We start from the raw sequence: 14,785 nt of genomic DNA on the forward strand, positions 1-14,785 counted from the left end.
AATAAATGAGGATTGCCTTAGATGGAACGGAGTTTGATCAAGTGCCATTGAGAAAAACGCAAGAGGATACAAACGAGATGAACAAAAAACGCTATCGATTGGTTTGGAGCCGTCGGCTGAACTCGCTGATTCCTGTCGCGCGGACGCAGGCAGCGGTGCAGCGCAAGGCAGGGCAAGTGCTGTGCACGGGGGAGCCCGCGGGCGCGAAAACGGCTTTGACGGTGATGGCGGCGTTACTGCTGCTGCCGGCGACGCGGGCGCATGCGTACAACTATGCGTCGGGCGGGGTGGGCGGCACCGACAACTCGTCGTACAGCTCCAGCGCGTCGTCGGGAGGCGCGTTCCCGGCGACGTCCGGCGTGGACGGAACGAACTACAACGAGGCGTTCGGTTTGAACACGACGGCGAGCGGCGGCTTTGCGCTGTCGATCGGCGATGGCGCGAATGCGAACGGTGAGAAGGCGACGGCGGTGGGTGGGGCATCGGTAGCCAGAGGCCAGAACGCGGTGGCATACGGTGGCGCGTCGTATGCGAACGGGACCGACGCGACGGCGTTGGGCGCGCAGAGCACCGCAGGCGCCGACGGAACGGTCGCGGTGGGATCGACGGCGACGGCGGGCGCGGGGCTGGCGGTGGCGCTGGGCAACGCGGCGGTGGCGAACGGCGAGCACGCGATCGCGCTGGGGCCGTCGTCGATCGCCAGTGCGACCAATGCGCTGGCCATCGGCAATCAGAGCGTGGCGAGCGGCGAATCGTCGACGGCGCTCGGGCTGCATTCGAATGCCGGCGCGTCTATGGCGACGGCGCTGGGGATGTGGTCGACGGCATCGGGAATGTCGTCGACGGCGCTGGGGGCGGCGAGTACGGCGGGCGGTTCGGGCTCCGTGTCGATCGGCGCCGGCGCGGTGAGCGCGACGGGCACGGACGGCGCGGGCAACGTGGCGATCGGCCAGAACAGCAAGGCGGACACCAGCGGCGGTGGATTCGGCGCGATCGCGGTGGGGCCGTCGGCGAGCGCGGGGACGCCAGGCTATACGGGCGCGATTGCGGTGGGCTTGCAGGCGTCGGCGCAACAGAACGCGCTGGCGATCGGCACGCAGGCTTCGGCGAGCGGGCTGGGCACGGCGTTGGGCTGGGGCGCGAGCGCGAGCGCGGATAACGCGACGGCGCTGGGCGCAGGCGCGAAGGTTTCGACCGGCAACTCGGTGGCGCTGGGATTGAATTCGGTGGCCGCTGCCGCTGCCGTGCCGGTGGCGAGCGCGGTGGTGGGCAACCGGACTTACGCGTTCACGGGCGGGCAGCCGGTGGGCGTCGTAAGCGTGGGCGGCGTGAACAGCGAGCGGCAAATCGTCAATGTGGCGGCGGGCCGGCTCAGTGCGGCGAGCACGGATGCGGTGAATGGCAGCCAGCTGTATGCGACGAACCAGGCGGTCGATACGTTATCGACGTCGACGTCGGCGGGCTTGAGCACGTTGTCGGGCCGGCTGAACGTGACCGATTCCCGTGTGACGTCGCTGTCGACGGCATTGTCGAGCGGGCTGAGCGCGATGGACGGGAATGTGAGCGCGCTGTCGACGGGGCTGAGCACGCTGTCGAGCGGCCTGAGCGTGACCGACGGGAAGGTGGCGTCGTTGTCGACGGGGCTGTCGAGGCTCGACAACACGGTGAACGCGCTGTCGGCGACGCTTGGCTCCACGACGTCGGGCGCGACCGGTGCGGGCAGCACGGCGTTCGGCACGGGCGCGAGCGCGTCGGGCGATTCGGCGGTGGCGGTGGGCGCGCAGTCGTCGGCTTCGGGCGCGCACAGCACCGCGATCGGTACGGGCGCGACGGCCTCGGGCGTGAACGGGATCGCGAGCGGCTATCAGGCGAGCGCGTCCGGGAACAACAGCGCGGCGTATGGCGCGGGCGCGACGGCCTCGGGTGCGAACGGGATCGCGAGCGGCTATCAGGCGAGCGCGTCGGGAAACAACAGCGCGGCGTATGGCGCGGGCGCGACGGCCTCGGGCGTGAACGGGATCGCGAGCGGTGATCAGGCGATAGCGTCGGGAGAGAACAGCGCGGCATATGGGGCGCACGCGGTGGCGTCCGGGGCGAATGGCAAGGCGGATGGGTATGGCGCGACGGCGTCAGGGGACGGCGCGACGGCGCTGGGCGCGCATGCGACGGCGAGCGGACGCCACTCGGTGGCGCTGGGTTCGGGTTCGACGGATGACGGGCGCGGTGACGTGGTATCGGTGGGCAGCGAGGCTCACGCGCGCCAGATCACGCATGTGGCCGCAGGTGAGGCGCCGACGGATGCGGTGAACGTGGAGCAACTGAACCAGGGCATCAGCCAGGGCGTGAGCCAGGCGAATGCGTATACGGAAGGGCGGATTCGCGATGTGAACAACCGGCTCGACTCGCTGGGCCGGGATGCGGACGGCGGCGTGGCGGCGGCGATGGCAATCGCGGGTTTGCCGCAGCCGACGCAGCCGGGGATGAGCATGGTGTCGGTGGCGGGAAGCGTGTACCGGGGGCAGTCAGGGCAGGCGATCGGCGTGTCGCATGTGACGGCGAACAACCGGTGGGTGGTCAAGGCGGCGATGTCTGTGAACACGCGCGGAACTTACGGCGCGGTGATTGGCGGCGGTTATCAATGGTGATGCGAGCCGCGTTTGCTGCGCGGCGCCAAGCGCGCTCCGGGTCCGGGATACGCGATAACGAGGTGACGACGATGAAGCATGCAATCGATCAACGCTGGGAGCCGCAGCCGTGGGGCAAACGCCCGGCTTCGGCCGGACGCAGCCTGGTGGCGGCGCACGCGTTGCAAGCCGGGCTGTCCGGCATGTCCGGGCGGCGCGATCCGCTGCGGCTGTCGCGCATGGCGCTGAGCATGGCGGCGGCGCTGGGCGTGGGCCTGACGATGCCGGCGGCACGGGCGGGCAATGTCTTTAATTGCGCGGGCGCGGGGCAGTCGGGCTGGTTCAGCGCGATCGCCGGTTCGGGCAATGGCGCTTGGACGAACGGCGTCTCGGGCGGCGGCGCGGATAGTTGCAATGGCGGCACGGGCATCACGATTCAGGAAAACAACGGCACCGGCGGCGTCGGCGCGGGCCAGGCGTATGTCTGGGTCGGGCAGACCGGCTACAACGCAGCCGGCTCGGTGACGCTTTATGGTCCCAGCGGCATCAATCTGCAAGGCACGACGTCCCTGAACGGCAACAAGATCACGAAGCTGCAACAGGGCGTGCTGAGCGCGTCGAGCATGGATGCGGTCAACGGTGCACAGCTCTACCAGACCAACCAGAACGTGGCTGCGCTGGCGGCGTCGCTGTCGTCGAGCCAGACGCACTTCGTCAGTATCGACGGCGACGCGCAGCAGGGCAATTACGGGAGCAACGGTGCGAGCGGGTATCACGCGATCGCGATCGGGCCGAACGCGCTGGCGGGCGGCAAGCAGGCAGTGGCGCTGGGCGATGGGGCGAACGCGGGCAACGAGGCGTCGGTGGCGATCGGCCGCGCGGCGTCGGCGAGCGGATTCAACCAAGGCGTGGCGATCGGCGCGAGCAACACGACGGATGGCGGCGTGAAGCCCGCCGATCCGAAGCAGGGCGGCGGCCTGGTGGCGATCGGCCAGCAGAACACGGCGCGCACGCTCAATAGCGATCCGTTCTCCGGCGGCGGGATCGTGGCGCTGGGGCAGGGCAACACCGCGCAAGGCCAGGGGGCGGTGGCGATCGGTCACGCCAACATGGCGACGGCTGCCGGCGCGATCGCGGTGGGCGACACGGCGATGGCGATGCAGGCGGGCGGCATCGCGCTGGGCGTGAACGCGCGGGCAGCACGTGCGAACGACGTGGCGCTGGGCGCCGGTTCCGTCACCAGCGCGCCGAACCCGTTTGCGAGCATCGTGCTGGGCGGCATGACATATGGCTTTGCCGGCGGCAATCCCGCGAGCGTGGTGAGCGTCGGCGCACCGGGGGCCGAGCGGCAGATCACGAACGTGGCGGCGGGCCGATTGAGCGGCAACAGCACGGACGCGGTCAACGGCAGCCAGTTGTACGCGGCGATGCGGGCCATCAACACGCTGTCGACATCGACTCAAACGTCGATCGTCAACCTGACGAATCAAGTGGGCTCGCTGTCGACGGGACTGAGCGTGACCAATGGCAATGTCAGCACGCTGTCGTCGAGCCTGTCGACGACCAACAACAACGTGGCGACGCTATCGACGACGGTGCAGAAACTGGGCAACACGACGGCGGCGGTGGCGGACATGCGCGGCGACGGTTCGGACAAACCGGCGGTGACGCCAGGCTCGAACTCGGCGGCGATCGGCGCCAGATCCAACGATGACGGACGCAGCAACGTGGTGTCGGTGGGCAATGCGACGCAGCAGCGGCAGATCACGAACGTGGCGGCGGGCACGGAGCCGACCGATGCGGTGAACGTGGATCAGTTGAACCAGGGCATGAGGCAAGGCGTGAGCCAGGCGAACCGCTACACGGATCAGCGTATCGACGCGGTGAGCCAGTCGCTGCATGACTTGGCGAGGGGAGCATACGGAGGGATCGCGGCGGCGTTGGCGATGCCGAACCTGACGCCGTCGGGGCCGGGCCGCACGGTGGTGGCGGTGGGGATGGCGAATTACAAGAGCGGCAATGCGGCGGCGGTGAGCGCGACGTACCGCTCGGAGAACAGCCGGTGGCTCGTGAATGCGGGGTTCGCGACGACGAACTCGGGAGACCGGGGCGTGCGGGCGCAGCTCGGGTACGAGTGGTGAGAGGGTAGGGATCGATCACGCAACAGCGGGGCGCTCATGTAATTGATTAGGTATCCATAAAAATGAATGGGGCAAGGAAAGCAGGGAGGGAGGGTAGCCAGAAGCCAGTGAATGAATACGCAAGGTAGTCAAACAACGAAGCAAGTCGAGCGGACGGGGTGAAAGCGGTCTTGATGGCGGGGCGTTGGGCAAACGCGCCTGCCCAATCAGGCGGCTCGATGGGAAACGAGCAGGACGTCGTCCTGATTGGATAGGTGAGGAATGCATGAATAGAGCATATCGAACGGTTTGGAACGAGGCGCTGGGATGCTGGGTGGCAGTGTCCGAGTTGGCTCGGGCAAGAGGGAAAAGAGTGTCGCCGGGAGTGGTGGGCACGAGCGTCATTGGTGCGTGGCATCCCAAACTGACTCAGATGGCATGGTGTGTGGCCATGGCAATTGGCATGGGAGTCGCATGTTCCGCAGCTTGGGCAGGGACGATTTTTAATCACGACGGGAAAAATAATGTTGTAGCTTCACCGCCGACTAATGGTTCGTATGGCGGAATTTATTATTGGACTGGATGGGCGTCGCAACCGGGAGCGTGGCAATACGATTCTACGACTCATTGCATGTTTAATTGCAGGCAATTTCCTGGCGCTCCGGTAGGAGGGTATTCTTATTATTATGGTAATTACAGTGTAAATTTAACGGAGGGATTGGGGGCAGGGACGGTCGATGATTACAATAAGGGATTGATTTCCGGGCTTAACAATGCATATGCATATATAGAAATTGCCAATGTCAATGGTAATCTCGGTAATTTTCATGCAATTTATGTAAATGCTCGTGGGACTATTAAATTGGATGGGGAAACATCCCTGTCCGGAAAAAAGATTATCAATCTTTCCCCAGGATATATCGCCAGCAATTCATCCGATGCGGTAAACGGGAGCCAACTGTTTTCTCTGTCGACGGCGATCAGCTCGGCCGTCAGTACCGCGCTCACGGATATCGCATCGCTGTCCACTGGCATCAGCACGGTTTCGTCGAGCGTAGGCACGTTGTCGACGGGCCTGTCCACCACGGACAGCAACGTCGCGTCGCTGTCGAGTGCGTTCAGCACGCTGCCGGCCACGTTCGGCTCATTGTCGACACAGTTGGGCGCGGTCAACGTCGGCATCGGCTCGCTGTCGACCACGCTGTTGAACACGGCTCAGTACGACGACGACACTCATCGCTCCGTCACGCTCGGCCACGCGGGCGCGAGCGTGACGCTCGCCAACGTCGCGGACGGCGGCAGCGCGACGGACGCCATCAACGTGAAGCAGCTCTCGGCGTTGTCGACCACGCTGTCGACGGGCATTCAGCCGTTGCAGGGCAGCGTCGATTCGGCGGCGAATACGTTCGGCGGCCTTGCTGCGGGCTTCGCGACGGTGTCGACGGGCGTCTCGACGCTGGTGGTCGGCGTCAATTCGCTGTCGACCAGCACCTCGACGAGCCTCGGTTCGTTGTCGACCGGGCTCGTCACCATTCACAGCGGCATCGGTTCGTTGTCGACGGGCTTGATCGCGGCCGGCAGCAATCTTGCGTCGCTGTCGAGTTCGGTGTCGTCGTCGATCGACAAGCAGCACTTCGTCGGCGTCAACGACGGCGGCACGGTGCAGAGCAACAACGCAAACACGGGCGCGGCCTCGGCGAGCAATGCGATTGCGATCGGGCCGGGCGCGGTGGCGGGCCAGACCGGCCAGGTGGCGTTTGGCCACAACGCGCGGGCGAGGACCGCGAATTCGGTCGCGCTCGGCGACAACGCGCTCGCGGCCGGCTCCGCCGTGCCGGTGCCCGGCGCGCCGGCGGGCGGCATCGCCTACGGCGGCTTCGCCGGCAGCAACCCCGCGGGGCTCGTCAGCGTCGGCAATGCCAGCGAGCAACGGCAATTGACCAACGTCGCGGCCGGCCAACTGACGCAGACGAGCACGGATGCCATCAACGGCAGCCAGCTCTTCGGCGTGGCCGTGGCCACCGGCAATGTGTCCACCACGCTGTCGACGGGTTTGTCCACCGTGTCCAGCCGGCTCGGCTCGGTGTCGACCGGACTGACGAACGCGCAGGCCGGTTTCACGTCGCTGTCGACGTCGATCTCGACCAATCTGGGCTCGCTGTCGACGGGGGTGGTCAACGCGGACAACACGGCCAACACGTTGTCGACGGGCCTGATTCAGACCAACAGCACGATCGCGTCGTTGTCGACGGCCGCGCTGCAACCGTTCCCGAATCATTACACCGGCACCAACGACGGCGGCGTGCGGCAGCGCAACTACTGGAACGACGGCGCGTCGGCGGCCAACACGGTCGCGATCGGGCCGGGCGCGGCGGCGAGCGGCGCGCGCGCGATCGCGCTGGGCCAGAACGCGCTCGCGTCGGACCCGGATTCGGTGGCGCTGGGCGCGAACGCGGTGACGCGCGCGGCGGTGCCGACGGCGAGCGCGCAGGTGGGCGGGATCACGTATAGCGGTTTCGCGGGCGCGTCGCCGGGCGGCGTGGTGAGCGTGGGAGGCGGCACGGTGGGCGGGCAGGTGGTGACGCGGCAGATCGTCAACGTGGCGGCCGGTCAGGTTGCGCAGACGAGCACGGATGCGATCAACGGCAGCCAGTTGTATGCGGTGGCCAATGCGGTGGCGTCGCTGTCGACGGGCGTGTCGGCGGCGGCGAGCCGGGTGGCGTCGCTGTCGACCGCCATCGGACGGCAGCAGGGCTACACGGCCGGCGATCCGACGAACACCGCGACGGGGCGAGGCTCGTCTGCGACGGGCGGCGGCAGCACGGCGTATGGCAGCAATGCGAGCGCGTCGGGCGCCGGCAGCGCGGCGTATGGCTCGAGCGCGACGGCCTCGGGCACGAACAGCGCGGCGATCGGCACGAACGCCACGGCGTCGGGCGCGAACGGCGTGGCGACCGGGGCGGGCGCGGTGGCATCGGGCGTGAACGGCAATGCGGACGGTTACCTGGCAAATGCGTCGGGCGACGACAGCACGGCGCTGGGCGCGAACGCGCGGGCGTCGGGGGCCAATTCGGTGGCGCTGGGCGCGGGGTCGGTGGCGTCGGAGGCGAACACAGTGTCGGTGGGTTCGCCCGGTCATGAGCGCCGGGTGACGAACGTGGCGCCGGGGCTCGACGGCACGGACGCGGTCAACATGAACCAGCTATGGGCGGTGCAGGGCAGCGTCAACGACGTGGCGCGTCGCGCGTACTCGGGCGTGGCGGCGGCGACGGCGCTGGCGATGATCCCCGGGGTGGACGCAGGCAAGCGGGTGTCGATCGGCGCGGGGGTGGGCTCATACCAAGGCTACCTGGCAGGCGCGGTGGGCGTGAACGTGCGCTTCTCGAAGCAGCTCGGCATGAAGGCCGGGGTGGGGATCAGTTCGTCGAGCCAGACCTATGGCGGCAGTGTGACGTACCAGTGGTGACGGGACCGGAAGCGGAACGAAGCGAATCGAAAGCATGAGGAATGGTCCCGCTGGGACGAAGAGGAAAACGCAATGAACAAGGCATACAAGACGGTATGGAATGAAGCGCTGGGCGGCTGGGTGGCGGTGTCGGAGCTCGAGCGCACGAAGGGCAAGGCCACGCGCGGCGGGTGCGCCGCGGCGCAGACGGTGGATGCGGGCGACGGACGGCGTGCGCCGCGGCTCAAGCATCTGGCGGTGAGCGTCGCGGCGGCGACCGGGTTGAGCATGGCAAGCGCGGGCGCGTGGGCGGGCGACATCGTCAACTGCTCAGGTAACACTGGAACCGGTAGTATGAATGGCGGCCAGTGGGTATCCACTGCCGGTAACGGGGTGGCCACCGGATGTAATGGCGGCACGGGCGTTGGCATCGCGAGCGGGAATCAATATTTACAAATCGGTCAGATCGGGAGCAATGCAGCTGGTTCGATCACGCTGTACAGCCCGGGCGGCATCACGCTGAACGGCACGACAGACCTTAATAAACACAAGATCACCGGTGTCCAAGACGGCCTCATCGGCGCGAACTCGATGGACGCGATCAACGGCGGTCAATTGTTCAAGATCACCGGCAGCCTGGCCTCGATCTCGACCGGCCTGCTGAACTCCTTGTCGACGAGCCTGTCGACCGCGCAAAGCGGGGTGAATTCGCTGTCGACGGGGCTGGTGGCGACGAACAGCAACCTGGCGTCGCTATCGACTTCGGTGGGTAACGGCATCAACTCGCTGTCGACGGGGCTCGCCGGTGCGCAAACGAGCATCGGCTCGCTGTCGACGGGCCTGTCGAACGCGGTGCAATACGATCCGAACTCGAACCGCACGCGCGTGACGCTCGGCGGCGCGAGCGCGACGGCGCCGGTCAAGCTCACCAACGTCGCGCCGGGCGTCAACGCGACGGACGCGGTCAACTTCGGCCAGTTCGGTTCGCTGTCGACTTCGGCGTCGACGGGCATCTTCACCGTGCAATCGCGCGTCAACTCGCTGTCCACGGGCTTTGCCAGCGTCAGCACCGGCATCAGCACGTTGTCGACCACGCTGGTGGGCGCCAATAGCACGCTCGGTTCGCTGTCGACCTCGACCTCGACCAGCGTGGGCGCGCTGACCACGAGCGTGACGGGCGCGCAATCGGGCGTCAATTCGCTGTCCACGGGCTTGGCGAATCTCAACAACGGCCTCGCGGCGATTTCGAGTTCGGTGCCGCACTACGTGAGCGTGACCGGCGATGGCACGACGACCCAGGGCAACTATGCGAACGACGGCGCGCGCGCGCCGAACTCGGTGGCGATCGGCGCGAACGCGGTGGTCGATGCGAGCGCGGCGGGCGGCGTGGCGCTGGGCTACAACGCGACGGCGGGCCACGCGGGCTCGGTGGCGCTCGGCTCGAACGCGGTGACGGCGGCGGCCAGGCCGACGGGCAACGCGCCGATCACGATCGCCGGCATCAGTTACGGCAGCTTCGCGGGCAACAACGCGACGCAGGTGGTGAGCGTGGGCGGCGGCGTGGTGGGCGGCCAGGCGGTGACGCGGCAGATCACCAACGTGGCGGCCGGCCAGCTCAACGCGGCGAGCACCGACGCGGTCAACGGCAGCCAGCTCTATCAGGTTGCGAGTGCGGTGGGCACGCTGTCGACGTCGGCGTCCACGGGCATTGCGACTGCGCTGAGCGGTGTCGGCTCGCTGTCGACGGGAATCGTCGGGCTCAACAGCAGTATCGGTTCGTTGTCGACGTCGACGTCGACGAGTATCGGCGCGCTGTCGTCGCAGCTCACGACGGTCGACAGCCGGATCGGCTCGTTGTCGACGGGGCTGACGACGACCAACAGCAATGTCGCGGCGATCTCGACGTCGCTGTCGGGCTCGCGGCATTACGTGAGCGTGAACGACGGCGGCACGCACGTGGGCAACTACGACAACGTCGGCGCGCAAGCAGCGAACTCGGTCGCGATCGGACCGAACGCGGTGGTGAGCGCGAGCGCGTCGGGCGCGGTGGCGCTCGGTTATGGCGCGTCGGCGGGCGATGCGAATGCGGTGGCGCTGGGCGCGAACGCGGTGACGCGCGCGGCGGTGCCGACGGCGAGCGCGCAGGTGGGCGGGATCACGTATAGCGGTTTCGCGGGCGCGTCGCCGGGCGGCGTGGTGAGCGTGGGAGGCGGCACGGTGGGCGGGCAGGTGGTGACGCGGCAGATCGTCAACGTGGCGGCCGGTCAGGTTGCGCAGACGAGCACGGATGCGATCAACGGCAGCCAGTTGTATGCGGTGGCGAATGAAGTGGCGACGCTGTCGACGACATTGGCCAATACCAACGTGACGCTCGCGTCGATCTCGACCGGCGTTGGCGGCGGCGGTGGCGGCGGTGGCGGCAACAACGGCGGTGGTAACAACAACGGCGGTGTCGGCGGCAACGGCAACACGGGTACGTCGCAAGGCGGCGGTTCGAGCGCGTCGGGCAATGGCGGCTCGTCGTATGGCAACAACTCGACGGCGTCGGGCGACGGCAGCTCGTCATACGGCTCGGGCTCCACCGCGTCGGGCACGAACGGCACGGCGATCGGCAGTCATTCGACGGCGTCGGGCGACGGCAGCACGGCCGTCGGCGCCGGGGCGGTGGCCTCGGGCGTTCACGGCAAGGCCGACGGTTATCTCGCGACGGCCTCGGGCAACAACAGCACGGCGTTGGGTGCGAACGCGACGGCGAGCGGGGCGAACGCCGTCGCGTTGGGCGCGGGCTCGATCGCGGATCAGGACAACACCGTGTCGCTCGGCTCGCCGGGCCACGAGCGGCGCTTGACCAACGTCGCGCCGGGCATCAACGGCACCGACGCGGTCAACATGAACCAGCTCAACGCGGTGCAGTCGAGCATCACCGACGTGGCGCGCCGCGCGTACTCGGGCATTGCGGCGGCCACCGCGCTGACGATGATTCCCGAGGTCGATCCGGGCAAGAAGATCGCGGTGGGCATCGCCGGCGGCGGCTATCAGGGCTACGGCGCGAGCGCGCTGGGCGTCAACGTGCGGCTGACCGAGAACATCAAGATGAAGGCCGGAGTGGGGATCAGTGCGGCGGGACAGGCTTACGGCGGCGGGGTGTCGTACCAGTGGTGAGGTCCGCGCGCGTGATCCGCGAGGACGGCGCTTTGCGCCGTTCCCGCCCGGCGGCCGGGCTGGCCCGATCCGGCCGGCTGCCGGCGCAGCCGGTTGTTGCCCCTTCATTGAGGACGCTTTTTTTTATGAAACGACTTATCCATCCGATGTGGCTGATCGTCGCGTCGCTTGCCGCGCTTACGGCCTGTACCAGTGCGTCGGGGCCGACGTTCAATGCTTATACGCTCACGGGCGCCGACGGCGCGCCGACTTACCAGGTGACCTGTCACGGCCTGCTCGAAGGCCGCTCGGTCTGCGAGCAGCAGGCGCAGCAGATCTGCGGCGATCAAGCGGTGCGCGTGGTCGAGGCGATCGCGGGGCTTGGCCAGACGCGCGGCGGCGAGGCCGATGCCCGCATTCTCACGTTCCAGTGCGGCGCGGCGCCCGCACCCGCGCCGATAGCGGCGGCCGCCGTCTTGGTCGAGCCGCAGCAGACACCCGCGCCGCAGGCCGCGCCGCTCACGGCGACCGTGCACTTCGCGACCAATCAGGCGACGTTGTCCGACGAGGCCCGCTCGCGGCTGGATGCGCTGCTGGAGCAGGTGCGCAGCGCGCCGGTGAGCGGCGCGCGCATCGACGGCTATACGGATTCAACCGGACCGTTGCGCATCAACCAGTCGCTGTCGACCGCGCGTGCGCAGGCCGCGGCGCGGTATCTGCGCGAGCGTGGCGTGCGCACGCTGCAGGTGCGCGGCCATGGTCCGCATGATCCGGTGGCGGACAACCGCACCCGGTCCGGCCGAGCGCAGAACCGGCGTGCGGACGTCGAGTTGCGGCCATGATCCGCGGGCGTCTGAGCGCGATGGCGTACCCCGACCGCTGGAAGATCCACCTGCTCGGCAGCAGTCTCGCGACTTGCTGGATCGATCTGGCGCTCACGCACGCGGCTTGCCGGCAGCCGTGGCTCGCGCAGTTGACGCCGGCGGCGCACGCCGCGCTCGTCGGCGGGCTCGGCGCGCTGGCGGTGCTCGCGTTGCCGATGCTCGCCGCGCGCGTGCGGCCGCGCTGGCCGTTCGAAGGGGGAGTGAGCACGGCATCGCTCGCGCGCGGCCGGCTGCTGGGCGTCGCGCTTGGCGTGGTGTTGAGCCTGCTGTTTCGTGTTTCCAACTGAACCATGGCAACCGTGATTGAATCGATTTCCTCTGCCGCGCCCGAGGCGTGGTCTGCGTTCGCCGAAGCGGCGCTCGCGCAAGGCGACCTGGTAACGGCCGCGCTGCTGCTCGACTCGCACGACGCCGCCCACGCGGCGCAGCCGGACGTGGTGTTGCTGGCAAGCCGCGTGCTGCGGCTGCGCGGCCATTATCCGGACGCGCGCACGGCGCTCGAGCGCGCGCTCGAACGGCATCCGGACCATGCCGGCTTGCTGGTGGAGCGGGCCCGGCTCGCCTGCGCGCAGCGCGATGCGCAGGACGCGCTCGACTGGTTCGAGCGGGCTTGGGCGCAGACCGGCGAGTTCGCGGCGTGGGCGCCCGAGTGGCTCGACCTGCTGATTCAGTCTGGCCGCCACGAGACGGCGCTCGCCGTCGCGCAGACGCACGCCGGGCGCGCGCAGGACGACGCCGACGCGTGGTTCTGGCTCGGCTACGTGCAGCAACTGAATCAGCAGCATGCGGCGGCGCTCAACGCCTATCACCGCTGCGCGGGGCTCGCGCCGAACCGGCCGATGTTGCGCAGCAACCTGGCCGCGCTGTACCTGGACCAGCGCGATTACGCGGCGGCCAAGACCCAGCTCGACCTGGCGCTGAAGGCCGATCCCGGCAACGCGCTCGCGTGGGCGAACCTGTCGGTGCTGTGGCTCAAGCGCGGCGATCCGGCGGCCGCGCGCATCGCGGCCGAGCGTGCGCTCGCGCTGAATCCGCGTCACGCGATTGCATGGCAAGGCTATTCGAACGCACTCAAGGAACTGCAGGACTGGACGGCGGCGACCGAAGCGATCGAGCGTGCGTGCGCGCTGGAGCCGCAGCACGCGTCATACCGGTGGTCGCTCGCGATGCTGCAGCTCGTGCGCGGCGACTATGCGAACGGCTGGACGCACCACGAAGCGCGCTGGCAGGGCTCGCCGGAATTGCGCACGGTGCAGTTGAACTGGAGCGCGCCGCGCCTGGCCGATCAGGATGTGGCGGGCAAAACGGTGCTGGTGTGGAGCGAGCAGGGTTACGGCGACGTGCTGCAATTCGCCCGCTTCGTGCCGGCGTTCGCGCAACGCGTGCGCGAGGCGGGCGGCGAGGTGGCGTATTGCACGTTTCCGAATCTGCTGCCGCTCGTCTCGCGCAGTCTCGCGGGCCGGGTGGAGCAGATCGCGCCATCGCTGCCGCAGGCGATTCCGCCGCACGATTACCAGCTTCCGCTCGGCAGTCTGCCGCTTGCGCTGGACGTGTCGCTCGACGCACTGTCCGGCTATGCGCCGCCCTATCTGAAGGCCGATGCGGCGCAGACGGCGCGCTGGCGCAACCGCTGCGCGTCGGCGGGCGCGCGGCTCAAGGTCGGGCTGGTTTGGAGCGGCAGCCGCACGCATCAGCGTAATGCGCACCGGTCGGTGCCGCCGTCGGCGCTGGCGCGCGCGCTGGCGGGCATCGAGCAGGTGCAGGCCTACAACCTGCAGGTGGAGGCCACGCGCGCGGAGCTGGAGGCGATCGGACGCGGCGGGCTCGCGCTGATCGATCACACCAAGGCGTTCAAGACCTTCGACGAGACCGCGGCGTTCGTCAGTCAACTCGATCTGGTGATCACCGTGTGCACGTCGATCGCGCATCTGGCGGGCGCGCTGAACGTGCCGACCTGGGTGCTGCTGGATGTGAATCCGCATTGGGTGTGGCTGACGGATCGCGACGACAGCCCGTGGTATCCGTCGATGCGGCTGTACCGGCAGCCGGCGTTCGGCGCGTGGCAGCCGGTGCTGCAGCGGCTCGGACGGGATCTGCGCGCGCGGGCGGCGGCATGCGAGACGGCGCCGGACGCGGCAGGCACGACATGACGCCCGCGCCGCGCAAGCCGGGCCATGACGACGCGCAGCAGCAACGGGGCTTGACGGACATGAAGGACGTGGGCGTGCCGCGCCGCGTGGCACGCCCGCTTGCCGGGCTCGACTGGCGCGCGGAACTGGCGACGGCCTGCCGCTGGGCGGCGCCGTGGGTGATCGCGTCGCTGGTCGTGCTGGCGTTGTACGTGGGCTTGCATGCGTTGCAGTGACGCGCGGCGGCGGTCACGCGCCGTGCGGCACGACGGCAAGGATGGTGCGGCGCGAGCGCGCGCGGTGGCGCGGGAGTTGCCGTGGCATGAGCGGCGGCAGGCAAAGCGTGGTGTTGGAGCAAGCGGTGGCCGGAAGGTGGAAGGCAGCGGGTAGAAGCATGGCGGTGGCAGTGAGGCAGCAGCCGGCAGCGGCGCGCAAGCCGTCG

At 68.4% G+C, this 14,785-nt stretch carries 8 protein-coding genes and 1 pseudogene; all 9 read left to right on the plus strand.

Annotated features, from left to right (window positions below; translation table 11 throughout):
* The first annotated feature begins 77 nt into the window (after window positions 1–77).
* The 9 genes and pseudogenes from AQ611_RS06070 (at window position 78) to AQ611_RS06105 (ending at window position 14,579) form a co-directional block, all read left to right on the plus strand.
* Window positions 78–2,645: a YadA family autotransporter adhesin gene (locus AQ611_RS06070; RefSeq protein WP_069233986.1), complete on the plus strand. Its 2,568-nt coding sequence runs from the start codon at window positions 78–80 to the stop codon at window positions 2,643–2,645.
* Between the two features lie 71 nt (window positions 2,646–2,716).
* Entirely contained in the window at window positions 2,717–4,765 is a 2,049-nt protein-coding gene (locus tag AQ611_RS06075; RefSeq protein ID WP_146011819.1) for a YadA family autotransporter adhesin, read from the plus strand.
* A 265-nt stretch (window positions 4,766–5,030) separates the two neighbouring features.
* Window positions 5,031–5,093, plus strand: a pseudogene (locus tag AQ611_RS26705) (ESPR domain-containing protein); the annotation flags it as partial.
* Between the two features lie 513 nt (window positions 5,094–5,606).
* Entirely contained in the window at window positions 5,607–8,210 is a 2,604-nt protein-coding gene (locus tag AQ611_RS06080) for a YadA family autotransporter adhesin (protein WP_069233988.1), read from the plus strand.
* A gap of 72 nt (window positions 8,211–8,282) precedes the next feature.
* Window positions 8,283–11,351, plus strand: a complete 3,069-nt coding sequence (locus tag AQ611_RS06085) for a YadA-like family protein (protein ID WP_069233989.1) — start codon at window positions 8,283–8,285, stop codon at window positions 11,349–11,351.
* 125 nt (window positions 11,352–11,476) lie between these two features.
* The gene (locus AQ611_RS06090; RefSeq protein ID WP_069233990.1) at window positions 11,477–12,172 is read left to right on the plus strand and encodes an OmpA family protein; all 696 of its coding nucleotides are present in this window, start codon (window positions 11,477–11,479) and stop codon (window positions 12,170–12,172) included.
* Window positions 12,169–12,501, plus strand: coding sequence for a hypothetical protein (locus AQ611_RS06095; protein ID WP_059519898.1), 333 nt, complete (start codon window positions 12,169–12,171; stop codon window positions 12,499–12,501). Before AQ611_RS06090 ends, AQ611_RS06095 begins: the two co-directional genes overlap by 4 nt.
* 3 nt (window positions 12,502–12,504) lie before the next feature.
* Complete coding sequence (locus tag AQ611_RS06100; RefSeq protein ID WP_069233991.1) at window positions 12,505–14,364, plus strand: tetratricopeptide repeat protein; 1,860 nt, start codon at window positions 12,505–12,507, stop codon at window positions 14,362–14,364.
* A complete protein-coding gene (locus tag AQ611_RS06105) occupies window positions 14,361–14,579 on the plus strand; it encodes a hypothetical protein (RefSeq protein ID WP_059519897.1) in 219 nt (72 codons plus the stop codon). The genes AQ611_RS06100 and AQ611_RS06105 overlap by 4 nt, the downstream gene beginning before the upstream one ends.
* Window positions 14,580–14,785 lie beyond the last annotated feature (206 nt).

Source organism: Burkholderia singularis (assembly GCF_001718875.1).
In the GTDB taxonomy this organism is placed as follows: domain Bacteria; phylum Pseudomonadota; class Gammaproteobacteria; order Burkholderiales; family Burkholderiaceae; genus Burkholderia; species Burkholderia singularis.